The following is a 24,978-nucleotide window of genomic DNA, read 5'->3' on the forward strand; positions in this document are numbered from 1 at the left end:
GCTGGTCAGAAGATCTCGTCGGTGAGGAAGTCGAAGACCTTGTCGACAGCGGCGTCGAAGAGCAGGTCGTCGAACTCGTCGTCCTTGTCTCCGGCCGCGTAGGCCAGCAGCAGCTTCTTCAGCGGCTTGGCGACCTTCTTGCGGTCTTCGGGTTCCAGGTCGCCCAGGCGTTCGCTCAGCCGCTCGATGTCGGCGAGCACCTTGGCGACGGCTTTCTTGTCCGCCATCAGGAAATCCCCAGTTCGGTGGCCAGGAAGTCGACGACTTCGTCCGCGGTCGCGTCCTCCAGCCGTCCGCCGACGTCGGTTCCCGTCGTGGTCAGGCCGTCGAGCAGGATCCGCAGCCGTCCGGCGACCGCCGCCCGGCCGTCGTCGTCGCCGACCCCGGTCAGGCGCGCTTCGAGCGCGTCGAGTTCGGCGAGCACCGCGTCCGCCGCGCTGAGCGACGGCGGGGCGAGTTCGGCCAGCAGATGCGCGGCCAGCGTGGCGACGGTCGGATGGTCGAACACGGCGGTGGCCGACAACCGGAGCCCGGTGACGCCGTTGATCCGGTTGCGCAGTTCGACCGAGGTCAGCGAGTCGAATCCGAGGTCCTTGAACGCGCGCGCCGGGTCGATCATGCCGCCCGCCTCGTGACCGAGGACGGCGGCGGCGTTGTGCCGCACCAGATCGATCAGCAGGGCCGTGCGTTCTTCGTCGGGCAGCGCCGTGAGCCGCTCGGCGAGGCCGGCCCCGCCCGTCGTCGCCGGTCCGGCCACTCGCCGGGTGGCGACCTTCGCGAGGCCACGCAGGACCGGTGCCACCTCGGTGGTCCGGGCGTGGGCGCGCAACGCGGCCCGGTCGACTTCGATCGGCAGGACGGCGGTGAACCCGCCGTCGAGGGCGGCGTCGAACAGGCCGAGCCCGGTCTCCGCGGTCAGCGGCGGCAGCCCTTCGCGGGCCATGCGGTCGACGTCGTTCTCGGCCAGCCCGCTGCCCATACCCTCCCGCCAGAGCCCCCAGGCGAGCGAGACCGCGGGCAGGCCGTGGGCGCGACGGCGGGCGGCCAGCGCGTCCAGGAACGTGTTCGCGGCCGCGTAGGACGCCTGACCCGCGGAGCCGACGATCCCGGAGACCGAGGAGTACAGCGCGAACACCGCGAGCTCGTGGCCGAGGGTCAGCTCGTGCAGGTGCCAGGCCGCGTCCACCTTGGGACGCAACACTTTCGCGAGCCTTTCGGGGGTCAGGCCGGTCAGCACGCCGTCGTCGAGGACGCCCGCGGTGTGCACGACACCGGTCAGCTCGACGCCGTCCAGCAGCGCGGCGAGCGCGGCCCGGTCGGCGACGTCGCAGGCGACCACCCGGACTTCGGCGCCCAGGCCGGTGAGTTCGGCGGCGAGTTCGCCCGCGCCCGGCGCGTCCGGGCCGCGACGGCTGGTGAGCAGCAGCTTGCGGACCCCGTGCGCGGTCACGAGATGCTTCGCGACGAGCGCCCCGAGTCCGCCGGTGCCACCGGTGACGAGCACCGGCCGCTCCGGATCCAGGGCCCGCGGCAGGGTCAGCGCGACCTTGCCGATGTGCCGGGCCTGGCTGACGAACCGGAACGCGTCCGGCGCGTGCCGGACGTCCCAGGTCCGGACTGGGAGCGGGGTGAGCGCACCCTTGCCGAACAGGGCGGTGAGTTCGGTCCAGATCTCGGCGGTGCGCGTCCGGCCCGCTTCGATCAGGTCGAAGGCCCGGTAAGCGACGTTTTCGGGAGCGCGGACGTCGGTCTTGCCCATTTCGAGGAAGCGACCACCTGATGCGGTCACGTCGAGGGAAGCGTCGACGAACTCGCCCGCGAGGGAGTTGAGCACGACGTCGACCCCGCGTCCGCCGGTCGCGGTCCGGAAGGCCTCGGCGAAGTCGAGGGTCCGCGACGAGGCGATGTGGTCGGCGGGCAGTCCGGCCGCGCGCAGGACGTGCTGCTTGCCCTCGCTCGCGGTGCCGAACACCTCCGCCCCCAGATGACGCGCGAGTTGCGTCGCGGCCATCCCGACCCCGCCCGCGGCCGAATGGATCAGGATCGACTCGCCAGCCTTGAGTCCGGCCAGATCGACCAGCGCGTAGTAGGCGGTCAGGAAGACCAGCGGCACGGTCGCGGCCTGCTCGTCGGTCCAGCCGTCCGGCACCCGGGTCAGGAACGGGCGCTCGCCGATGGCGACCGGGCCGATCCCGCCGTGCACCATGCCCATCACGCGGTCGCCCGGCGCCAGATCGGTCACCTCGGCGCCGGTGGCCAGGACGGTCCCGGCGACCTCGCAGCCCAGCGGCCCGGCCTCGCCCGGGTACATGCCCAGGACGTTCAGCACGTCACGGAAGTTCAGCCCGGCCGCCCGGACGGCGATGCGGACGTCGTCCGGTCCGAGCTCCGGCTCGTCGATCGGCTCCAGGGCGAGGTTTTCGACCGTGCCCTCGCCGGACTTGTCCAGCCTCCAGGACCCGGCGGGCGGCAGCAGGACTCCCGCGCCCGCCTCGGCGATCCGCGGGACCAGCGGGACGCCGTCGCGCACCGCGACCTGCGGTTCCCCGGTCGCCACGGCCATCGGCACGTCTTCGGCCTCGCCGTCGACGAGGACGAACCGGCCCTGGTGTTCGGCCTGCGCGCTGCGCACCAGGCCCCAGATCGAGGCGGCCGCCGGATCGGTGGCGTCCGGTCCCGCCGCGTGTCGTGTGTGGACGACCAAAGTGGACTCTTCCCGGGTCACCCAGTCCTGGATCGCCTCCAGCACCCGGGCACCGAGTTCGTGCGCGGACACGACCGGATCGTCCTCCGGCAGCACCGAAAGCACGGCGGGTTTGCCGGGAACGACCTCCGGATACGCCGTGCACGCCACCGGTTCCGCGACCGCGACCGGCGTCCAGTCCACAGTGAACAGTCCGGTGGGGAGTTCCCGTCCGCGGGCGGCCGGACGGCGGACGACCAGCGAGCCGACGCTCAGCACCTCGGCCCCCGAGGGATCGACGGCGGTCAGCGAAACGGTGTCCTCCGCGTGGAAGGTGATCCGCAGCCGCAACGCGGTCGCGCCGCTCGCCCGCAAGCGGACTCCCGACCACGAGAACGGCAGCCCACCGGCGTTCTCCGCCGACTCACGGAGGAACATCGCGTGCAGCCCGGCGTCCAGCAGGGCTGGATGGATGCCGAACCCTCCGTCCTCGTCGGCGGGAAGCTCGACTTCGGCGTGGACGTCGTCGCCGTCGATCCACACCGCTTTCAGGCCGCGGAACACGCCTTCGTAACCGAAGCCGGGCAGGTCGTCGTAAAAGCCTTCCAGGGACTGGGATTCTCCCGGCGGTGGCCACGTGACGGTCTGTGCGGCGGCATCGGTGTCAGGAACAAGTGTGCCGTTCGCGTGCCGCGTCCAGTCCTCGCCGTGCTCCGGTCGCGAGTGGACGGTGACCGCGCGGCGGCCGTCGTCGTCCGCGGCGGCCACCACGACCTGGACCTCGACCGGCCCGGAAAGGACGAGCGGCGCGCCCAGGGTCAGTTCTTCGACGAGGCCGCAACCGGTCTCGGTACCCGCGTGCAAGGCCAATTCGAGGAAACCGGTGCCGGGGAACAGGATGTCGTCACCGACGCGGTGACCGCTCAGCCACGGCTGGTCGGTCACCGAGAGCCGGGCGGTGAACACCGTGTCGCCGCCGGGAACCGCGACCACCGCCCCCAGGAGCGGATGTTCGGCGCGGCGCAGGCCCAGCCCGCGCGCGTCCCCGCCCGGACCGGGGGTGAGCCAGTACCGCGACCGCTGGAACGGGTAGGTCGGCAGGTCGATCCGGCGTCCGCCCGGGGCGAGCGCCGCGAAGTCGGCGTCCACCCCGCGGACGTGGGCCGTGCCCAGCGCGGTCAGGAGTTCGGGGACCTCGGGCCGGTCGCGGCGGAGCAGCGGGCGCGCGACGCCGGCGTCGACCAGCGCCGACAGGACGCCGTCCGGGCCCAGTTCCAGGTAGGTGCCGCAGCCGGCGTCGCGCAGGACGCGCAGCGCGCCGGCGAACCGGACGGTCGCCCCGACGTGCTCGATCCAGTACCCGGCCGAGTCGTGCCCGCCGATCTCGCCGGTGACCGTCGAGACGATCGGGAGGTTCGCGGGGTGGTAGTCGGCGAGCCGCGCGATCCGGGCGAAGTCGTCGAGCATGTCCCGCATCAAGGGCGAGTGGAAGGCGTGGCTGACGTTGAGCCATTTGACCTTGCCGTCGAAGCCGGCGATCGCCGCTTCCAGCGCGGTACGCGCACCGGACAGCACAACGGCTTCATCGGCGTTGACCGCGGCGATCCCCGCCTCACGCTCGTGCCCGCTCAGGAGCGCGCGGGCCGTTTCCTCGGTGGCACGCAGGGAAACCATCGCGCCACCGTCGGGCAGCTCCCGCATGAGCCTGCCGCGCGCGGTCACCAGCATCGCGGCGTCGGACAGCGACAGCACGCCCGCGACGTGCGCGGCCGCGAACTCGCCGACCGAATGCCCGCAGAGGTAGGCGGGGACGACGCCCCAGGACTCCAGCAGCCGGAACAGGGCGACCTCGACGGCGAACAGCGCGGGCTGCGCGTAGTCCGTGCGGTCCAGCAGCGCCGCGTCCGCGTGGCCGAACACCACGTCCCGCAGCGGCGGATCGAGTTGCAGGTCTACGTGCGCGCAGACCTCGTCGAACGTCCTGGCGTAGACGTCGTAGGCGTCGTAGAGCTCCCGGCCCATCGCGATCCGCTGAGCACCCTGGCCGGTGAAGAGATACGCGAGTTCGGCGGGCTCGGGAAGCGGCCCGCCGCGCAGCACCCGGTCGTCGAAAGCGGCCAGGGCTTCCTTCAGGCTCGCGGCGTCCGATGCGACGACGAAGGCGCGTTCGGCCAGTGTCGCCCGGGTCTTGGCGAGCGAGAAGGCCAGGTCCGCCGGGTTCGCTTCGACGTCCGCAAGCTGGGCCGCGTGGGCGCGCAACGCGTCCGGGCCGGCGGCCGAGAACGCGACGGCGATCGGCGAAGGCACCGAGGGCACGGAGTCGTCGGGCTCGGCGGGCGCCGGTTCTTCGAGGATCAAGTGGGCGTTGGTGCCCGAGATGCCGAACGACGAGACGGCGGCCCGGCGCGGTTCCTCGCCGCGTGGCCAGTCCACTGGCTCGGCCAGCAGCGAGACCGCGCCGGAAGACCAGTCGACCGCCGGGGTCGGAGCGTCACCGTGCAGGGTGCGCGGCAGCCGGTCGTGCCGGAGCGCCATGATCATCTTGATCACCCCGGCCGCGCCCGCGGCCGCCTGCGCGTGCCCGATGTTGGCCTTCACCGAACCCAGCCACAGCGGCGTTTCCCGATCCTGCCCGTACGTCGAAAGCAGCGCCTGGGCTTCGATCGGGTCGCCGAGGGTGGTCCCGGTCCCGTGCGCTTCGACAGCGTCCACAGTGGACGCGTTGATCCCGGCGTCGGCCAGCGCCGCGCGGATCACCCGCTGCTGGGAAGGACCGTTCGGCGCGGTGAGCCCGTTCGACGCGCCATCGGAGTTGACCGCGCTGCCGCGGATCACCGCGAGGACCGGATGGCCGTTGCGCTCGGCGTCGGAAAGCCTTTCCAGGACGAACATCCCGGCGCCTTCGGCCCACGCGGTACCGTCCGCCGCGGCGGAGAACGGCTTGCAGCGCCCGTCCGGTGCCAGGCCGCGCTGATGAGAGAACGCCACGAACGGACCGGGCGTGCCGAGTACCGCGACCCCGCCGGCGAGGGCGAGGCCGCATTCCCCGCTCCGCAGCGCGCGGACCGCGAGATGGAGGGCGACCAGCGAACCGGAACAAGCGGTGTCGACGGTCAGCGCGGGTCCTTGCAGGCCGAGCGTGTACGCGATCCGGCCGGACACGACACTCGGCGCGCTGCCGGTGAGCAGGAGGCCGTCGAGGCCTTCGGGCGCGTCGGCCAGGCGGGTGCCGTATTCCTGCGGCTCGACGCCGACGAACACGCCCGTCCGGCTGCCGGTCAGGGTCCCGGCGTCGATCCCGGCGCGTTCCAGGGCCTCCCACGCCGTCTCCAGCGCCAGGCGCTGCTGCGGATCCATCGCCAGCGCCTCGCGCGGCGAGATCCCGAAGAACCCGGCGTCGAATTCGGCCGCGCCGGGCAGGAACCCGCCGTGGCGCACGTAGGTCCGGCCCGGGGTGCCCGGCCGGGGGTCGTACAGGCCGTCGACGTCCCAGCCGCGGTCGTGGGGGAACTCCGTGACGACGTCCCGGCCTTCGTCCACAAGGGACCACAGGGCGGCGGGCGAATCCGCGCCGCCGGGGAACCGGCAGCCGATGCCGACGATCACGATCGGCTCGCCGTAGGCCGCTTCGCCTTCCGCTGCGTCGGCGGACTCGGCTCCGAAGAGGCACTCGTCGAGGAAGTCCGCCAGCGCCTCCGGCCCCGGATGGTCGTAGGCGAGGGTCACCGACAGGTCGAGGCCGGTCTCGGCGCTCAGCCACGCGTGCAGTTTCACCGCCAGCAGGGAGTCGAACCCGAGGTCGGCGAAGGTGCGACCGGCCGCGAGCGGCCCGTCCAGCACCGCCGACGTCGCCCGTCGCACCAGGCCCAGCAGCGTGCGGCGCCGTTCGGCGCGCGGCCTGCTTTCCAGCCGTCGCAGGGAATCCAGCTCGGTCATGCGCGCACTCGCCACCTCGGGTCGCCTGGCACAGGGAAGTCGCGGTCCAGCTAGCCACAGCGGCCGTCGCGGGCGGGACGGAACTGTTCCACCGCCGGGTAACCGCCCGCTCCCTGCCGGGTTTCCGGGTCGTGGACAAGCGGTGGAAAAGGTATCCAGCGCGGCTGATCGGAATCGTTAACGTGGCTTTCGGCGAACCGGATTTCAGCGCCCCGATTTCAGCGCACGGAACCGGAGCCGCACGAGGACGCCGGCGTCCGCCGTGCCGGCCCGGGACCGTCAGCGCGACGCCACTAGTGCCGGAGGTAACGCCGATGACCATGTCTCCCGTCGAAGAACGCGTCCTGCCCCGCCAACGGGCCGAGGCGGCGCCGCCGACGAGCATGCTGTGCCCCGATTTCCCGTTCGCCTACGACGACTGGATCCGCCATCCCGCCGGCATCGGCCGTGTGCCGCGCCAAGCGCACGGCACCGAAGTGGCGGTGATCGGCGGCGGACTGTCCGGGATGGTGGCCGCCTACGAGCTGATGAGGCTCGGCCTGAAGCCGGTGATCTACGAGGCCGAACAGCTGGGCGGCCGGATGCGCTCGGTGAGCCTGCCCGGCTATCCCGACGCCGTCGCCGAACTGGGCGCCATGCGCTTCCCGCCGTCCGCCGGGGCGCTGTTCCACTACATCGACAAGGTCGGGCTGGAGACCACGCCGTTCCCCAACCCGCTCTCCCCCGCGTCACCGAGCACGGTGATCAACCTGCACGGCGAGAACCACTGGGCGCGGACGTCCGCCGACCTGCCGCCGGTGTACCGCGAGGTCAACGACGCCTGGACGAAGACCCTGCAGGAGCAGGCCGACATGTCGCTGATGGAGGACGCCATCCGGCGCCGCGACATCACGACCATCAAGGCACTGTGGAACCACCTGGTCACCAAGTTCGACAACGTGTCGTTCTACGGGTTCCTGACCTCGTCCCCGCTGTTCTCCTCCTTCGAGCACCGCGAGATCTTCGGCCAGGTCGGCTTCGGCTGCGGCGGCTGGGACACCGACTTCCCCAACTCCGCGCTCGAAATCCTCCGGGTGATCTGCACCGACACCAGCGACGAGCACCACCGGATCATCGGCGGCTGCCAGCAGCTGCCGCTCGGACTGTGGGCGGACGAGCCCGCCGACCTCGAATACTGGCCGTCCGGGACGTCGCTGAAGAGCCTGCACGGCGGCGAGCCGCGTCCGGCGGTCGTGCGGATCGACCGGACCGGCCGCGGGTTCACCATCGAAGACGCGAACCGCGACGTGCGCACCTACCCGGCGGCGATCTTCGCCGCGCAGAACTGGAACCTGCTCTCGGGGATGAAGAGCGACGACGCCCTCCTGCCGCAGCCGGTCTGGACCGCGCTGGAGCGCACCCACTACATGGGCGCGTCCAAGCTGTTCGTCATCACCGACCGCCCGTTCTGGCTCGACCAGGACCCGGCGACCGGCCGGGACGTGATGAGCACGACGCTCACCGACCGCATCCCGCGCGGGGTCTACCTGATCGACAACGGCCCCGACGAACCCGGCACGATGCTGCTGTCCTACACGTGGAACGACGACTCGCTGAAGGTCGCGTCGCTGAGCCCGGACGAGCGGCTCGACGTGATGCTGGACGCGCTGGCCAAGATCTACCCGGGCGTCGACATCCGCTCGCACATGATCGGCCCGCCGATCGCGATCACCTGGGAGACCCAGCCGCATTTCAAGGGCGCCTTCAAATCGTGCCTGCCCGGCAGCTACCGCTACCAGCGAAGGCTGTTCACCCAGTTCATGCAGCGCGACTCCGCCGACCACCACCGCGGCTTCTTCCTGGCCGGCGACGACGTCGCGTGGATCGCCGGTTTCTCCGAGAGCGCGGTCACCACCGCGCTGAACGCCGTGTGGGGCGTCGTCGAGCACCTGGGCGGCGGCACCCATCCGGACAACCCCGGTCCCGGCGACGTGTTCGACGAGATCGCCCCGGTGAGCCTGGATTGACAGCGGAAAGGACTTCCCCATGTTCGCGAAGATCTATTCCCCCGACGCGGTCACCGGCGGCGCGGCCTTCGAACAGCAGGCCCTCCGCGTCGCCGAAGTGCTGCGGGACCGGGGCGTCGGCTCCGGTGACCGGGTCCTGCTCAAGGCCGACAACACGCTGGCCTATCTGACGATCCTCGTCGCGCTGATGCACGTCGGCGCGTCCGTGGTGCTCGTCGACCACATGGAGCACGCCGACCGCACCGCCGAGACGATCGCCGGTTCCGGTGTCGTGCTGGCCGTCGTCGACGACGACGCGCCGATGCCGGTGGACGCGCCCGCGGCCTACACCTACGAGATCATGGTGGCCGCCGCCGACCGGGAGCCGACCGATGTCCAGCTGCGGTTCGACGTCTGGGAGAAGCTGCCCGACAGTCTCGTGATGTGGTCGTCCGGCTCGACCGGCGTCCCCAAGGGCGTCGCGAAGAACGGCGCGCGGTTCCTGAAGAACCTGGAACGCAACGCCGATCTCGTCGGCCACGTCGCCGACGACGTCCTCCTGCCGCTGCTGCCGTTCAACCATCAGTACGGCCTGTCCATGGTGATGATCGCGTGGCTGCGGGACTGCTCGCTGGTGATCGCGCCCTACCGCCGTCCCGACCGGGCCCTGCGCCTGGCCGGACGGGCAGGCGCGACGGTCGTCGACGCGACGCCGTCCACCTACCGCAGCCTGTTCAACATCATCGGCAAACGCCCGGCGCTCAAAGCGGAATTCTCTCGCGTGCGCATGCTGTGCAGCGGCGCGGCCCCGCTCGAACCCGGCGTCGTCGGCCAGTCGGAAGAGCTGTTCGGGATGCCACTGCTCGACAGCTACGGCAGCACCGAGATGGGCAACGTCGCCTTCGCCAACATCGGGAATCCGCGCGGCTGCGGGCAGATCGTCGAGGGACTCGCCCTGGAGGTCCGCGCCGACGACGGCACCGTGCTGCCCCACGACGAGGTCGGCGAGCTGTTCGTCCTCGACCCGGACCTCATGGAGGGCTACCTCGACGCCGCCGGACAGGTGCGTCCGGTCGACCGCGGCTGGTACGCCACCGGAGACCTCGGCAGGCTCGACGCGGACGGGAACCTGTTCGTCGTCGGGCGCAAACGCGCGGTGCACCGCAACGGGCACACCCTGCATCCCGAGGTGATCGAGCACCGCCTGGCCGCCGACGGCTGTTCCGCGAAGATCGTCGCGCTGCCCGACCAGCGTCGCGGGTCGAGCCTGGTGTTCGTCGTCGAGGACGACGCGCAGCGGGACTCGCGGTACTGGCGTGACCGCATCTGCGGGGTGCTGCCGCCTGCGGAGCAGCCGAACCGTGTCCTCGTCACCGATCAGTTCCCGTTGAACCGCAACGGGAAACCGGACCGGAAGCGGCTCGAACAGTTCGCCGCCGCCGAACAGCTCTGATCCCCACCACGAAACTGGGTGTGCACTGTGGACAATTCCACCGATGCCGTCCTCTTCCCCGGCATGGGCCCGGCCCGTGCTGCGGAACTGGGCCGGTTCCTCGTCATCGATCCCCTGGCCCGGAGCCTGCTCGGCGTGGCCGAGCACGCGCTCGGGCGCTCCCTGCTGGATCCGCTCGCCAGAGCGGACGAGGAGTACAACGAGCACACCCAGATCGCGTTCGTGCTCGCGTCGCTGGCGCTGGCCGAACGCGCGGAGCGGGAACACGGGCTGGTGCCGGTCGCGGTCGGTGGCGCCAGCTTCGGTGAACGCGCCGCCGTGGTCCGCGCCGGTGCGCTGCCGCTGGCGGATCTCGTCCGGCTCGTCGACGCCGTCGCGAGCCGGGAACGGGAGTATTTCGAGACGGCGCACCAGGATCTCGTCAGCCAGTTCATCGTGCGGACACCGGAATCGGCGCTCGGCGAGATCCTCGACGGGATCGGCCACGAGCTTTCCGGCCGCTTCGACGACGAGGTCCACCTGGTGACCCTGCGCGAATCCGAACTGGACGAGTTCGTCCGGCGGGTGCGGGCGGCGGGCGGGTACGCGCTCACGACCATGCGTCCCGCGGCGCACGCGCGGATGCTCGGCGGGCTGCGGGACAGGCTGGCGGAAGAGGTCTTCGGCGGGTTCGGGTTCGCCGACCCGGCCCTGCCGATCGTGTCCGATCAGGACGGAGAGCCGGTCCGGACCGGCGACGAGGCGGCGTCACTCCTGCTGGAGTCGACGGTCAACGCGGTGCGGCTGCCCGGGCTGGTCCACCGGTTCGCCAGGCTCGGCGTCGGCCGGGTCCTCGTCGCCGGCCCGGACCACCTGCTGCACCGGCTGCCCGGACTGACGTCGGCGTTCACCCTGCTGCGCGCCGACCTCCGGGACACCCTGAAACCGAAACCCCGGCCCCGGCTGCCCGAGGCGGTGGCCGCATGAGCAAGGCCCGCGACATCGCCACGATCATGGTGTCCTGCCTGGCGCAGCTGATGGTCGCGATCGACATGACCGTGCTGCACCTGGCGGTGCCGGCGCTGACCACCCAGCTCGGCGCGTCGGCCGAGGAACTGCTGTGGATCGCGGACGTCTACGGCTTCGCCATGGGCGGCCTGCTGGTCACCATGGGCAATCTCGGCGACCGGTTCGGCAGGCGGCGGGTGCTCCTGATCGGCGTGACCGCGTTCGCGCTGGGCTCGCTGGTGGCCGCCTACGCCCCGAGCGCTGAAACGCTCATCGCGGCTCGCGCGCTGCTGGGCGTCGCGGGCGCCGCCGTGCTGCCGTCGACGACTTCGTTGCTGCGCGCGGTTTTCACCACCCAACGGGCGCGGACCGCGGCGGTGGGAGTCACCGCCGGGGTGTCGGCCGCGGGTTTCGCGATCGGCCCGATCGTCGGCGGGGTCCTGCTGGAGCATTTCTGGTGGGGTTCGGTCTTCCTGGTCAACATCCCGGTGGCCCTGCTGATCCTCGGCGCGGCCCGGGTCGTCCCCGAATCGCGGTCCAGCGGCCGGTTGCGGCTCGATCTGCCCAGCGTGCTGCTGTCGATCGTCGGTCTGGTCGCCGTGGTGTACGCGCTGAAGGGCGCGTTCTACGTCGGCCTCTGGTACCCGGAGGTGCTCGGCGCTTTCGCGCTCGGTGGCGCTTCGCTGCTGTGGTTCGGGCGGCGCCAGCGACGTCTCGATCAGCCGCTGATCGACCTGGACCTGTTCCGGCGCCGCGGGTTCTCGGCGTCGGTCGGCTCGAACCTGGTGTCGGTGTTCACGATGTCGGCGTTCGCCCTGATCTCCAGTCAGTACTTCCAGCTCGTGCTGGGCTGGAGCCCGCTGCGCTCCGGGCTGGCGTTCGTCCCGGGCGCGATCGCCGCGCTCCTCGCGGGCGGTGTCCTGGCGGCCAAGGCGGTGCGCCGGTTCGGCCGGGCGCCGACGGTCTCGGGCGGGCTGGCACTGGCGTCGGTCGGTTTCGGGCTGTTCGGCGCGGTGAGCACGGACTCGCCGTATCTGCTGGTCCTGGCCGCGCAGGTGGCGTTCGGCGCGGGCGCGGGGCTCACCCTGACCGTCACCGGTGACACCATCCTCGGCACGGTCCCCCGTGACCGCGCAGGTGCCGCGTCGGCGATCTCCGCCACCGCCTACGAACTGGGCGGCTCGCTCGGCATCGCGGTGGTCGGGAGCGTGCTGTCGGCGGTCTACCACGCGAACCTGAGCCTGCCCGCCGACGTGCCGCCCGATCTGGCCGCCCAGGTGCGGGAGTCGTTCAGCGCCACCGCGGCGGTCGCGACCGGGCTGCCGGAACCGGTGGCGACGGCGGTCCGCACGGCGGCCGAGGAGTCGTTCGTCGGCGGCATCCGGACGAGCATGCTCGGCAGCGCGGCGGTGATGGTCGTCCTCGCCGTGGTGGCGCTGCGGAGCCTGCGAGGCGTCCCGAAGGTGATCGAAACGGACGTACCCCCTCAGCCCGACGCGGTCGCCGAGGCCCCGAGCACACGCGGTTAGTCCTCTGGATGCGGTGCTTGCACGCGCAAGGACCGCATCCAGAGGACGAAACGCGCCGAAAAGACGCTCCGTGGTCCGCCGGGGCAACTATGCTGGCCGAAGGTGCCCCGGCCGCCTGACCTCCCGACCGAACGGTCCTCCTTGCGCCATGCTCGGAGCGACCGTCGCCCGGCCGCGCCGTGGTCCCGCACCGGTCGAGGAGGGAAATGGGAGCGACGGCCGTCACGAGCGCCGGACCGGACGACGCGCAGGCCGCCTTGGACCGGGTCCTCGCCGGGTCCGGCGCGATCTGGGTGGTGCACGGACCGTCCGGCAGCGGCCGCAGCACCGTCCTCTCCGGACCTGCCCAGCGCGCCCGCCGCTCCGGCGCGGCCGTCCTGCCCGTGCCCGCCGGCCCCGAGCCGGAGACGGTGCTGCTCCGGCTGACGACCCAGCTGGTCGAGCTGATCACCGCGCTCGACCGGCCCGAGCTGGTCAGCATGCTCAGCGCCGTCGCCTGGCTCCGGGCAAGGCTCGAGTCGGGGTCCGGGACCGGACCGCAGACGACGGCCCACGATCTGATCACCGTCCTCGCCACCCTCGCCCCGCGCGGCCGGATCGTGCTGCAGTTCGACGACTTCGACCTGCTGCCGCCGGAGCTCGCCACCGTGCTCACCCTGGTCGCCGAGGGGGCCCGCGCCACCGGGACGGTCACCGTCGCGAGCGTGACCGACCGGGCGGGCGGCCCGGCGGGCAAACTGCTCGCGATCGCCGACGGCACGATCGGTCTCCGGCCGCTGACCACCGCGGAGACGACCGCGCTGCTGCCCGGCTGGACGACCCGGGCCGGGCGGATCGCGAGCGACCCCGCGCTCGTCACCTCGGTGCGCACCGCGCTCGGGCCGCTGTTCGGCAATCCCGGCACCGTCGCCGCGACGATCGCCGGGCTGCGCGCCACCGGCAGGCTGTCGGTCGTCGACGAGCACGTCTGCCTGATCGGCGCGGGCCCGCCGATCGTGCTGCCCGGCGGGCACCCCGAGACGCTCCGGCTGCGGCGGCTCGGGCCTCGCGCCCGGCGGCTGGCCGCCGTCCTCGCGGTGCTCAGCGAACAAACCGCCCCCACCCTCGAAAGGCTGCCGTGGCTGGCCTCCGCGGCGGCGCTGTCGCCGTCCGCCACGGGCCAGGCCCTCGACGAGCTGGTCCGGGCCGGGATCCTGCGTTCCGGCACGGACGGCGCGGTGGAGTTCGCCGTCCCCGCGCTGGCCGACCGGCTCCGGCTGGAGCACGGCACGCGCTGGCGCACCGTGCTGCACCGGAGGATCACCCGGGTCCTCCTCGACCGGAGTCCGGTCGAGGAGGCCGAGATCGCCCCGCATCTCGCCGAGCTTCCGCCGTCGCCACCGGATCCCGGGACGGCGGGTCTCCTGCTCGCCGCGGCCGCGGGCGCGAACACCGATCTGCCGACGGCCCGCCGCTATCGGATGGCGGCGCTGCGGCTGCTCGATCCGTCCGACGACCGGTTTCCCGAAGTGCTCCGGGCCCTGCTCGCCGACAGCCTCGCGGCCGGTGGGTACGGCACGCTGGCCGACGATCTCGCGACCCTCGTCGCACCGCGGCTCGACGGCGCGTGGCCGCATCCCCGGCTGTCCGCCACCGTGCTGATGTGCTGGCTCGGCGCGCTCGCCCACGAACAGCGGCTCGCCGAGGTCGACGTCGTGCGACCGCTGGCCGCCGAAGTCGCCCGTGCCCTCGACACGGGCGGCGAGTGTCGTCGTCTGCTCGACGCGGTCAACCGGGCGGACCGGCCGGTGGCCGCCGAGGCGGTCCGGGTGCTCGCGCGTGCTTGCGGCGCCGAGGACGATCACCTGTTCGCCCTAGGCGCCGGGATCCTGCTGGGCGCGCTGCCCGGCGACGGTGGCAGACCCGCCGAGGAATGGCTGGTACCGCCGGAAATGCCGCCGCACGAGGACGTCGCCGAATCCGCCGAGGTCCTCGACACGGTCAGCGTGCTGAACGTCTTGCTGCGCGGTCGCTACCAGCCGCCGACGACCGGTTTCTCGGTCGGCTGGCAAGCGGTCCGGCAGTCCTACCGCGAGGGTGATTGGGACGCGGCGTTGTCGCTGGCGCGACGGCTCGAAGGCGACCGGCTGTGGTGGGATCCGCCTCGCCGTCACCGGTTCGCGAGCGTGTTCGCCGCGGAGATCTGCGCCCAGCGGGACCAGCCGGACCGAGCGGCGGATTGGTTGCGCCGCTTGCCTTTCCGTACCTCGGCCGACGCCTGCGTCGCGTGGGTCCGGTGCCGGCTGCGCCAGTCCGCGGGACAGCACGACGAGGCGATCGCCCTGGGCTGGCGGGACTACACGGACTGCCGCGAACGCGGGGTGCGGGCGGGGATGGAACGGCTGCTCGCCCGGCTCCTGCACGGGGCGAGACGCCAAGGGGACACCGAGACCGTCACCCGCCTGCTGGCCGAACTCGAAGGCCTCGCCGTCCGCAGCCCGACCGCGTCGGTCCAGGAAGCGGCCCTGGTGTGCGGCGGGCTCGTGCGCGGGGACATGGAATCGGTGCGCGCGGGGGTCAAACTGGCCCGGCAGTCCGGTGACGCGTTCCGGATCGCCGAGGCGTGCACGGCGTTCGGCGAGGTGAGCCCGGTCCCCGCGCCCGCGCTGCTCGAAGCACACCGGACGCTGCAGCGGCTCGACGCCGTCGCGTCGCTGACGTCCGTCGCGGCGCTGCTCGATCAGCACCGGATCACCTTCTCGCCGGACCGCGTGGACCGGACCGGCCGGGCGACGCTGGATCCGTTGGAGCGCCACATCGTCGGCCTGATCGCGAACGGCCACACGAACCGGCAGATCGCGGCGGCGCTGCAGGTCAGCGAAAAACGCATCGAGGCCAGGCTGACGTCGCTGTTCGAGCGCACCGGCAGCCATTCCCGGGTGGAGCTGGCCGCGGCGTGGCTGCAGGGCCGCTTCGGCACGGCGGCGGCACTCGCCGACTCCTGACCGGGCTCACCCCGCCCGATGGCCGCGCATCGCGGCGGCCAGCTGAGCGCGGCCGGTGATGCCCAGCTTGCGATACGAACTGGTGAGGTGCTTCTCCACCGCGCGCACGGTGACCTCCAGCAGTTCCGCGATGTCGCGGTTGCGGCGGCCGGACACCGCGAGCTCCACCACGCGCTGCTCGGTCGCGGTCAGCAGACCGCCGTCCGACTCGGACGGCTCCGCGGACCCGGTGAGCCAGCTCGCCCCGCAGCCCGCCGCCAGGCTGCGGCCCTCCAGCAGCCGTTCGCGGGCGTCGGGTCCGGTGCCGCGTTCCCCGAGCAGGACCAGCGTGCGGGCGAGTTCGAGCCGATCTCCCGAGCGGGCGAGGGTTTCCGCGGCCTCGCGCAGCACCGGGACGGCGTCCTCGTCCCGGTCGAGCAGCGTCGCGCGGATGCGCAGGGCGCGTCCCACCGACGACGGCGCGCCCCAGGACAACGCCCGTTCGACCTCGCCCTGCGCGACCGCTTCGGCCCGCTTCGGGTCGTCGGTCGCCGCGAGCAGGAGGGCGATCTGGCCGCGCAGCGGCAGGAGGACCCGGTTCCCGAACCGCTCCAGCTGGTGCACGCAGTCGAGGAAGTACTCGGCGGCTGCGGTGTGATTGGCCTCGGTCAGCGCCAGGGTGCCGTGGGCCAGCGACCGCAGCCACGGGTCGTGGTCGACCTCCAGGTTGTCGACGATCAGCCGCGCGAGCGCCGGATCCCGTTGCTCCATGGCGATTTCGGCCAGTACCCGCATCGCCGTCATGGTGATCCCGACCCGGCTCGGCCCCGCCGACGTCAGCACCGCCTGCGCCCGGTCCCTGGCCACGCCGAGCAGACCCGTCGCGGACGCCACGAGCGCCTGCCCCGCCCAGGCGACCAGCGTCGGGAGGTCCGGATCGGCGGCGGGGCCGCACGCCGCGGCGAGCCAGGAGTCGACGCCGTCGAGCGAATCGGCGGCCGCGAGCACCAGCACCGTGAGCGGGAACGTGGTGTACATCTGGTCCGGTGAACCGGGTTCCCGTTCCAGCACCTGCCGGGAAAGGTCCACAATGGACTCCCGGGGCGCGGTGCCCGCGACGGTCATCAGGTACAACAGGACGGCGACCAGCTCCCGCTGGGCCGAGGAATCCTGAGCGGGCGCGGGGCCGAGCTCGGCCAGTCGGTCCGCGGCCGAGTCCCCGGCCCCCGGCACACCCCGTTCGTGGTACCGAAGCCGGGCCTCCATGCGCAAGGCCGCTTCGGCCGCTTCCGGGCCCGGGACCTCCCGCAGTTCCGCGAGCACCTGGCGGAGACGGCGGACGTCCGCGGCGAAGCGGACCCCGGCCACCACCGGGAGCAGGCCGAGCGCGAAGGCGCGATCGACCGGATCCCGCATCAGGCCCAGCGCCTGATGCAGATGCCGATGCGCGGCGGGCAGGTCGTAACCGCGCTCGACGGCGGCGAGATCGACGAGCAGTTCCGCGCGATCGGCCCCTGGATGCGCCAGCGCGTGCTGCAGGTACTGCGCGGCCGTCCGGGGCGACGAGTTCGCCAGCGCGGCACTGGCCGCGGTCCGCAGCACGTCCGCGGCCCACGGTTCGGGTTCGGCGACCGTGGCCAGCAGCTGCCGTCCGATCTGCTCGACCGGCCTTCCGTTGCGGTAGAGGACATTCGCGGCGCGCAGATGCAGCCGGTCCTGTTCCTCCGCGCTCAGCTGATCGGCGACGAGATCGCCCGCCATCTCCCCGGCGAACCGCAGCAGCCCGTCGGCGGGCGCCTCGACGAGACCCAGCCTCCGCAACGCGCGCAACGCCGCGTCGAAGTCCGGCGAGTCGAGACCGGCGAGTTCGGCGAGAACGCCGGTCTCGGTCGGTTCACCGAGCGCGGCCATCGCCTTGGCCACCGCGCGGACGTCGTCCGGCTGGGCGCGCAGGCACCGGGTCAGCCGGGCCGCCGCGGGCGAGGGCCGCAGCGCGGCGAGTTCGGCCGCGGCCGGGGCGACCGGGCGCAGACCGTGTCCGAGCATCGTGTTGACCAGCGCGTCCAGCAGCATCGGCGAACCGCCGGTGCGCGCGTAGCAGGTGTCCGCGAACTCGGGCTCGGGTTCGGCTCCGCACCGGGCGGTCAGGTAGGCCCGGACACCGGCGGACGAGAGCGGGGTGGCGTGCACCGTGCGCGCCGCGGTGCGGGCGATGTCCTTGACCACGACGTCGTCCGCCGAGTCGTCGCCCTCCAGCAGGGTCGCGACGACGAGGACCCGCAGCCTGCTCATCCGCTTGGCCAGATAGGCGAGCCAGCGCGCCGAGGCCGCGTCCGCCCATTGCAGATCGTCCACGAGCAACGCCACCGGTCCGGTGTCACGCACCATTTCGGTGAACAGCTCCAGCAGTTCGTGCAGGACGAGGTGTGCGCGGCGCGCGTCGGCCGGATCGCCGGGGAACTCGCCCTCGGCCCGGACCGCGGTGAGCAGTTCCCCGCGCCGGCCGGCCTCCAGCAAGGGTTCCAGCAGCAGCCAGACCACGCCGTGGGAGACCCCGCGCTCCAGTGGCGTCGCGGCCGCCCGGACCACGCGTAGGCCCCGCGCGGCGGCTTCCTCCCCCGCCGCGTGCAGCAGGGCGGACCGGCCGGCGCCCAGACCTCCCCGGACGACGACGAACTCCCCCGACCCGGCACGGGCCTCGGCGACCGCCCCGGCGATCGCGGCCAGCTGATCCGCTCGCTCGATCATCATGACGACGGATCAGAGCTCCTTGTCCAGCGCGTCGAACAGCTCCCGCAGTTCGGCCCGCCCGGTCACTTCGAGCTGCCGGTAGATCGCGGTGAGCCGGAGTTCGACGGCGCGTTTGCTCACGCCCAGTTCCTCCGCCAGTTCGGCGTTGGACGCGTTCGAGAGCACGCGGCGCACGAGGTCGGTCGCCGCGGGCGAGAGCGCCCGCCATCGCCGGGACGCCGTGCGATAGGACCGCCGCGGCCGGTCGGACAGCCGTTTCCCGAGGTCCGCGATCCGGGACGTCGCCCAGGCGAGCTGGTACGCGGTGGCCAGCCGTTCGGCCTCGCGCAGCAGCCGCGGCACACCACTGGTCTGGCCGCGGTTGAGCTGGGCGCCCGCGAGCAGCAGCACCGCCTCGACATAGAGCACTCTGGCCGGGGACTGCTGGAGCGCGTTGACCGCTTGGGTGAGCCGGAAAACAGCGTCCTCGGATCGGACCGCGACACCCGCGCTCAGGTGAGTGCGCCCGATCGCGGTGCGCGTTCCCCAGTTCTGCGCCAGCCGCCATTCCTCGCTGATCATCGCGGCGGCGGTGTGCTCGTCGCCGAGCGCCTGCGCCGCGATGGCGACGTGGGAACGCCACGGCACCAGGCCGGGATTCAGCCAGCCCGCCGCGTTCATCCGCCTGCCGCATTCCTGGAACAGGCCCAGCGCCCGCCGATGCCGCTTCAAGTCCAGTTCCAGCAGTCCGCGCATGAAGAGCAGATACGGCGCGGAGTACAACGGCCCGCCGTCGACCGACGCGTCGACGGCGCGCTGGGCGGCGTCGAGATCCCCGCGGGTGAGCGCCGACGCGATCGCGATCGTGCTCAGTGAATCGGAGACCGTCAGCGGCCAGCCGTCCGGCGGACCGGACGCGGCGGCCTTGGCGAGCGCCTCCTCGGCGGCCAGCACGCGTCCGCGTTGCAGATGGATCCAGGCCTGACCGGTGAGACCGAGCGCGACCGGCACGCCCGCCCCAGCGGCGCTCGCGTCCGCGATCACCTCTTCGTAGACTGAAAGCGCTTCCAGTACGTCGTCGGTCTGAGTGAAAGTGATGGCCAGCGCCAGCCGCGGCGAGTAGAGCGTCATCGGCTCGTTCGACGGATCCGCGGCCCGCCGGGCCAGCCGGCGGGCCGCCCGCCCGTCACGACAGGACGTCGTCGCCAGCCAGGACGCGGCGGCCGCCTGCGCCGGGGTCAGCGCGGCGGGGTCGACGTCCGCCGCCGCGGGGACGCCGAGCAGGGGCGCGCCGGCGCCGGTCCCTTCGGCCAGCCAGTGCAACGCCACCAGATCCGCGCGATCCCGGTCGTCGACCGCGGCCTCGCTCAAGACGGCCAGCTCGCGCAACGCGTCGTCCCGGGCTCCTCGCTGCATCATCAGGTCCACAGCGGACAGTCGCGTTCGGACGGTGTCGTCACCGGAAATCCTGGTGGCCCTTGCCAGTCGCAGACCGCCGGTGAACGGGCACGACGACGCCTCGACCGTTTCCAGTTCCAGGCGCAGCCGCGCGGACGTCCCCGGCGGCGCGGGTTCGGCGAGCGCGCGCCGGTAGTAGCGAGCGGCTTCGGTGTGGTCCCCGGCTTCGCGACGGCGCAGCGCGGCCGCGTGCAGGGTCTCCAGTGCCCAGGGCTCACCGACCGGCTGGGACCCGAGCAGCAGTCCGGCGACGTCCTCCTCCGGGGCGGCCCGGCGATGCCCGAGTTCCGCGGCCCGGCGGCGGGTTCCCGCCCGCTCGTCCGCACCGGTCGCGGCCAGCACCCAGGTGGCCACCTGGGGATTCATCGGTTCGGCCGGATCGGTCCCGATCAGGCCGGAGTCCGCCAGCACCCGCAGCGCCCGGCTCAGCGGCATGCCGAGCGGAGCGGCCAGCGGCCGCAGGTAGGCCTCGTCGAGGGTGCCGATCGCGGCGATCGTCCGCACCAGCGCGGCGAGATCGGACGGCAGCCGGGCGAGCAGGTCGAGCACGGTGTCCCGGCGCACGTCCGCGGTGATGGCGGTGATCTCCGCGCCGGGACCGGGACCGGCGGACGACCGGGCGAGCACCTCCGCGAGCAGGGCCGGGTTCCCCCGCGTGGCCGCGTAGACCTCGGCCACCGGCGGCCGTGGCGCCGGGACCGCGTGCACCAGCCGCCGGACCGCCGCCTCGCTCAACGGCCGCAGCCGCACGACGTGCCGGTTCTCCCAGGGCAGGCCGCCGAGACAGAGGGGCGCTTCGTCGCTGTCCGCGTCCTGCGGACCGGAATGCGCGGCGACGAGCAGCACGGGGTCGCTCCCCCGGCGTCGCTGCAGAGCGGCCAGCCAGGCCTCGGACTGCTCGTCGGCCAGGATCAGATCGTCGACGACCAGCAGGACCGGGCAACGCCGGGCCGATTCCAGCAGCCGCTGGCAGAGCAGTTCGTGCAGGACCTGGACATCGGTGCCGTCCGAAAGCGCGGCGTGCAGCCACGGGACGTCCGCGAGCTCCGGGATCGAGGCGAGCAGCTGGGAAAGGAGCCCGTACGGCAGCTCCGATTCGGTGGCGGATCCCCGCGCGGTGAACACCTGCAGACCCCGCTCGGCGGCCACGGACGCGACCTGGTCCAGCAGCGCCGTCCGTCCGCTGCCAGCCGGGCCGAGCACGAGCGCGGAACCCCCGTGGCCGAGTTCGAGGTCCCCGATGAGACGGGTGAGCAGGCGCAGTTCGGTCTCGCGCTCGACGAGTTCGTCCGCGCGTTCGGCTTCGAGCCGCCGGACCGCGCTCACCGGACGCCTTCGAGGACGGCCGGGCGTTCTTCGGTATGCCCCAGTACCGCGGCCAGTTCGGCGCGGCCGGAGATCCGCAGCTTCCGGTACACGCTCGTCAGATGCGTCTCGATGGTCCGGACGGTGACGAACAGCCGTTCCGCGATGACCCGGTTGCTGGCCCCGCGTCCGGCGAGCCGGGCGATATGCCGTTCGGCCGGGCTCAGCGACGCCAGCGGGGTCACCTCGCTCGGGATGCCGGCCTCGGCCGCGATCCGCTGGGCGCGGCGGAGCAGGAAACGGTCGCCCGTCCGCAGGCTCAGCTCCACACAGCGCCGCAGGCGGGTGCGCGCAGCGGCGGTGTCCCCCGCGTCGACGAGCGCGCGGCCGAGGTGGAACTCCGCCAGCGCCTCCTCCAGGCGGGCGGGTGATCCGGCCAGGATGGCCGCCGCCTCCTCGATCAGCCCGACCCGCTCGTGCCCGCGGGTGGCGACCGCGGTCGCGAGCTTGGCCATCCCGATCGCCCGCGGCGTTCCCCATCGCGACGCCGGTTCGGTTCCTTCGGCCGCGAGCTCGGCGGCGTCGTCGAACCGTCCCTCGTCGGCCAGCAGACAGGCGGCCTCGAACCACCACGGTGCCAGCAGCGGATTGGCGATGCCCACGTCGGCGAGGCTCTCCCCGCAGCGCTGGAAGAGCTTCAGCGCCGCCTCGCGATCTCCCGCGGCCCAGTGCACCCGCGCGTCGACGAGCTCGAACCACGGACGCATCACCGTGTGGTCCCACAACTGCGGGGAATCCGCTTCCCGCAACAACTTCATCGCCTTCGTGGTGTCACCCTGCTGGGCCGCGACGGTCGCGAGCGCGATACGGGGGACGACACCGCCGGTGCGCCCCTCGGCGCGGCGGCTGAGCGCGTAGGCCTGTCCGGCGTCGGCGGCCGCGGTGGCGAGATCCCCGCACCAATGTCCGAGCAGGCCACGGAAGGCGAGGTACTCGCTGCGCTGCGCCGGGACGAGTTCGACGGCCCTGGTCAGTTCGTCCCTGGCGACGTCGACCTCGTCGGCCAGCAGCAGGGCGAGCACGGCGGAGCTGACGGCCGAATCGTCGGTGGTCGGGGTGTACCCGCGGATCGCGCGCATCGCCCATTCGGCGGCTTCGCGCGGCCGGGTCCCGTCGAGCGCGGCGACGACGGCGCAGACCGCCAGATGCCGGGCGTCCACGACGGCCTCCGGGCCGTCCTCGTCGCGGGGCTGGATCCGGGTGTCGAGCTTCGCCAGGCTGTCGCGGTCTTCGATGCCGACCAGGCACAGCAGCCCTTCGAGGTGGCCGCGCAGTTGCTGGTCCATCTCGCCGCCGAGCACGGTGAGCACCCGGTCCAGCACGGTGACGGCGGTCCCGCACCGGCGGGCGACGAGCGCGGCGCGGCCCAGTTTCACCGCGGCCCTGGCCCGGTCGACGGGATCCTGCTGCAGTTCGAGCGCGCGGCGCAGGAGGTCGAATCCGCTGTCCGGTTCCAGCAACGCGACCGTCTCGGCGAGCTGAATCGCCAGTCCACCATCGGACGGCCTGGCCGCCGCGGCGGGACGGAGATAGCGCAGCGCGTCCCAGGGCGCGCCCCGGTCGCACGCGGCGTTCGCGGCGTCCCGCAGCAGGTCGACCATCCACGCGTCCAGCTCGGCGAGTTCGAGCAGATGCTCCGCGACCTCTTCCGGGGACCCGGCCGCGTCGCTCAGCAGGATCGCCGCGGTCCGGCGCCACCGGCCCAGCTCGGCGGGTTCGAGAGCGTCGAGCAGGCCGTCCCGAACCGGGTCGTGGCGAAAGGAAAAGCCGTCCACAGCGAGGATGTGCTGACTCCGCAGCAGTTCGACGGCGGTACCCGCGGTGCGGGCGGGCACCTTCGCCAGCCGGGCCACCAGGGACAGGTCCTGCCCGCCGAGCACCGCTATGGCGGTGGCGACCGTCCGGGCGTAGTCCGGGACACCGGCGAAGAGGGAGTGGATCAGTGCCGCGCCCGCCGCGGACCCGGCCACCGGAGCGATCCCGGAGGCGACCTTGCCCAGTTCGTCGAGCATCTCCCGCAGCAGCAAAGGATTTCCGCCGGACTGTTCGACGCAGTGCCGGACGAAGGCTTCCCCCGGCTCCGAACCGACCGCCTCGCGCGCGAGCGACGCGACCGCCTCCGCGGGCAGCGGGCCGAGGTCGAGCACCTCGGTGCCGTACCAGGATTCGAGGTCCGCCAAGCGTTCCGCCGCACCGGCCGGGCCGTCGGCGGCCGAGCGCACCAGGATCATCCGCACCGGCAGCCTGGTCGAATGACGGGCGAGAAGACTCAGCCACCGCACCGTCGGTTCGTCACACCATTGGACGTCGTCGACGGCGAACACGATCGCGGACCGACCACCCGCCCAGTCCGCGAAATCCTCGTACCAGGCGGCGAAGTCGTCCGGGTCCGAGACCCGGGCACCGGCCCGGCGCAGCTCCGCGAGCAGATCCCGGGAGGCCGCGGCCCCCTCGTCCGGCAGCCCGGCGCCCCGGCAGACGACGGTGTCCGTGAGCGCGGCCAGCGCGGCGTCCAGCAGGCTGGACTTGCCGATGCCCGCTTGCCCGCGCACGACGATGACGGAGCCTTCACCGGGCGCGCCGGGGCTCAGGCGAGCGGCGAGCCGTCGGAGCTCGTCGTCACGGCCGGCCAGCGCGCGTCCGGGTCTGTTGGCGTCCATCACCCTCGCCTCCCTGTCGTCCCATCGGAGTCGTTGCCGTCACACAGAGCGAACAATCGCTTACGTGCTTCCATCTCATCGTGTGATCGTCTTACCGAATAGAGCGTGCAACCTCGATAAGGGTTATCCCTCACTACAGGGATACCAGGCGCTCAGATGAGCAGGCCACTCGTCGATGAGGGGTTTCGAGCATGGAGCACCGCGGGCCCGTGCGCCTCGGCGCGCGAGCCCGGGCACGACGAAGAATGACAGATGTCCCACAAGAAGGAAACAGGGCGTGAATCGGCGACGTCGCCGGGGTTGCGGCCGGATGGCCGACCAGCGCGGTCAGCATCCGGCGCAAGCGCTCAAACGAGCGAAATGCCCTCGCGAGACATTACGAATTCTGCCGAAATACATGCAACCGAGGTGGCCGTTCACTGGGACCGCACCGTAACCGCACGAGCACGTCACGCCACGGCCACCCGCACGTCAAGTCCCGGACGATCAGCTCGCGCGCCGGGACTCCGGCACCCGCGGCGGCCAGGCCGTCGAGTCCAGGAGGCCGGTGGCGAAGGCCCGCGAAACCAGTTCGACCCGGTTGCGCGCCTTGAACTTCCGCTGCAGACGGGCGACGTGGTAGTCGATCCCCTGGCGGCTGAGGTAGAACTTGTCGGCCATCTCCAGACTGGACAGGCCGCTGGCGATCCCCTGGAGGATCTTCGCCTCGATGTCGGTGACCGAGCCCAGCTGCTCGGCGCGGGCCACGGCCGGTCCCGTCTCCGGGAGCATGGTCAGCAGGATCGCCGTCCCCGGCGCCCGCATCCGGCCCGCCATGATGGTCAGCCTGTCGGCACCGCCGGAACCGAGTCCGGTGACGCTGCCGCGGAACCGCTGCTCCCAGCCTTCGGCGACCCGGTTCAACCGGTCGCGCAGGTGATCGGGACCGGTGGTGACGAGCTCGGGGAACGATTCGCCGAGCACGTCGGCGGGACGGCGGCCGAGCAAGCGATAGAAAGCGGCGTTACCGCCACCGAGCCGCAGCCCGGCACTGAGCGCCGCCAGTGGCATGTCGGCGACTTCCACGAATTCACTGATGATTCCGGGTCGCGCGGTACGACCAGCGTCGAAAGCACGCTTGCCGATCGGGGAAATCGTTCGGATGCCGGCCATGGAAAGCCCCCTTCTGCCTGAGCCATATGTGTCCACCAAAGCCGTCCCTGCCCAAGACTCGGCAAACACTACGAACC

General features: G+C 72.5%; 11 protein-coding genes. 5 read left to right on the forward strand and 6 right to left on the reverse strand.

Features of this window, described 5'->3' with window-relative positions; genetic code table 11:
* Window positions 1-5: 5 nt before the first annotated feature.
* Both IE302_RS09015 and IE302_RS09020 read right to left on the reverse strand, forming a co-directional pair.
* Entirely contained in the window at window positions 6-227 is a 222-nt protein-coding gene (locus tag IE302_RS09015) for a hypothetical protein (protein WP_026467854.1), read from the reverse strand.
* Window positions 227-6,619: a type I polyketide synthase gene (locus IE302_RS09020; RefSeq protein WP_191253737.1), complete on the reverse strand. Its 6,393-nt coding sequence runs from the start codon at window positions 6,617-6,619 to the stop codon at window positions 227-229. The genes IE302_RS09015 and IE302_RS09020 overlap by 1 nt, the downstream gene beginning before the upstream one ends.
* A gap of 314 nt (window positions 6,620-6,933) precedes the next feature.
* Between IE302_RS09020 and IE302_RS09025 the strand changes: the two genes are divergently transcribed.
* The 5 genes from IE302_RS09025 to IE302_RS09045 all read left to right on the forward strand — a co-directional run bounded on the left by IE302_RS09025 (window position 6,934) and on the right by IE302_RS09045 (window position 15,557).
* Window positions 6,934-8,625, forward strand: a complete 1,692-nt coding sequence (locus IE302_RS09025; protein WP_191253739.1) for a flavin monoamine oxidase family protein — start codon at window positions 6,934-6,936, stop codon at window positions 8,623-8,625.
* A 19-nt stretch (window positions 8,626-8,644) separates the two neighbouring features.
* Window positions 8,645-10,057, forward strand: a complete 1,413-nt coding sequence (locus tag IE302_RS09030; protein ID WP_191253741.1) for a class I adenylate-forming enzyme family protein — start codon at window positions 8,645-8,647, stop codon at window positions 10,055-10,057.
* A gap of 27 nt (window positions 10,058-10,084) precedes the next feature.
* Complete coding sequence (locus IE302_RS09035) at window positions 10,085-11,023, forward strand: ACP S-malonyltransferase (protein ID WP_229907684.1); 939 nt, start codon at window positions 10,085-10,087, stop codon at window positions 11,021-11,023.
* The gene (locus tag IE302_RS09040; protein ID WP_191253743.1) at window positions 11,020-12,573 is read left to right on the forward strand and encodes an MFS transporter; all 1,554 of its coding nucleotides are present in this window, start codon (window positions 11,020-11,022) and stop codon (window positions 12,571-12,573) included. Before IE302_RS09035 ends, IE302_RS09040 begins: the two co-directional genes overlap by 4 nt.
* A gap of 206 nt (window positions 12,574-12,779) precedes the next feature.
* Window positions 12,780-15,557 carry a helix-turn-helix transcriptional regulator gene (locus IE302_RS09045; protein ID WP_191253746.1) on the forward strand — a complete coding sequence of 926 codons (2,778 nt, stop codon included), beginning with the start codon at window positions 12,780-12,782 and terminating at the stop codon, window positions 15,555-15,557.
* Window positions 15,558-15,563: 6 nt separating this feature from the next.
* On the opposite strand, the gene IE302_RS43060 is transcribed toward IE302_RS09045, so the two are convergent.
* The 4 genes from IE302_RS43060 to IE302_RS09065 form a co-directional block, all read right to left on the reverse strand.
* Window positions 15,564-18,287 carry an AAA family ATPase gene (locus IE302_RS43060; RefSeq protein WP_191253748.1) on the reverse strand — a complete coding sequence of 908 codons (2,724 nt, stop codon included), beginning with the start codon at window positions 18,285-18,287 and terminating at the stop codon, window positions 15,564-15,566.
* 9 nt (window positions 18,288-18,296) lie between these two features.
* Window positions 18,297-21,050, reverse strand: a complete 2,754-nt coding sequence (locus IE302_RS09055) for an AAA family ATPase (protein ID WP_191253750.1) — start codon at window positions 21,048-21,050, stop codon at window positions 18,297-18,299.
* Window positions 21,047-23,749, reverse strand: coding sequence for an AAA family ATPase (locus tag IE302_RS09060; RefSeq protein WP_229907685.1), 2,703 nt, complete (start codon window positions 23,747-23,749; stop codon window positions 21,047-21,049). Before IE302_RS09060 ends, IE302_RS09055 begins: the two co-directional genes overlap by 4 nt.
* Before the next feature lie 486 nt (window positions 23,750-24,235).
* A complete protein-coding gene (locus IE302_RS09065) occupies window positions 24,236-24,901 on the reverse strand; it encodes a helix-turn-helix transcriptional regulator (RefSeq protein WP_191253755.1) in 666 nt (221 codons plus the stop codon).
* Window positions 24,902-24,978 lie beyond the last annotated feature (77 nt).

The organism is Amycolatopsis oliviviridis, from assembly GCF_014654365.1.
In the GTDB taxonomy this organism is placed as follows: domain Bacteria; phylum Actinomycetota; class Actinomycetes; order Mycobacteriales; family Pseudonocardiaceae; genus Amycolatopsis; species Amycolatopsis oliviviridis.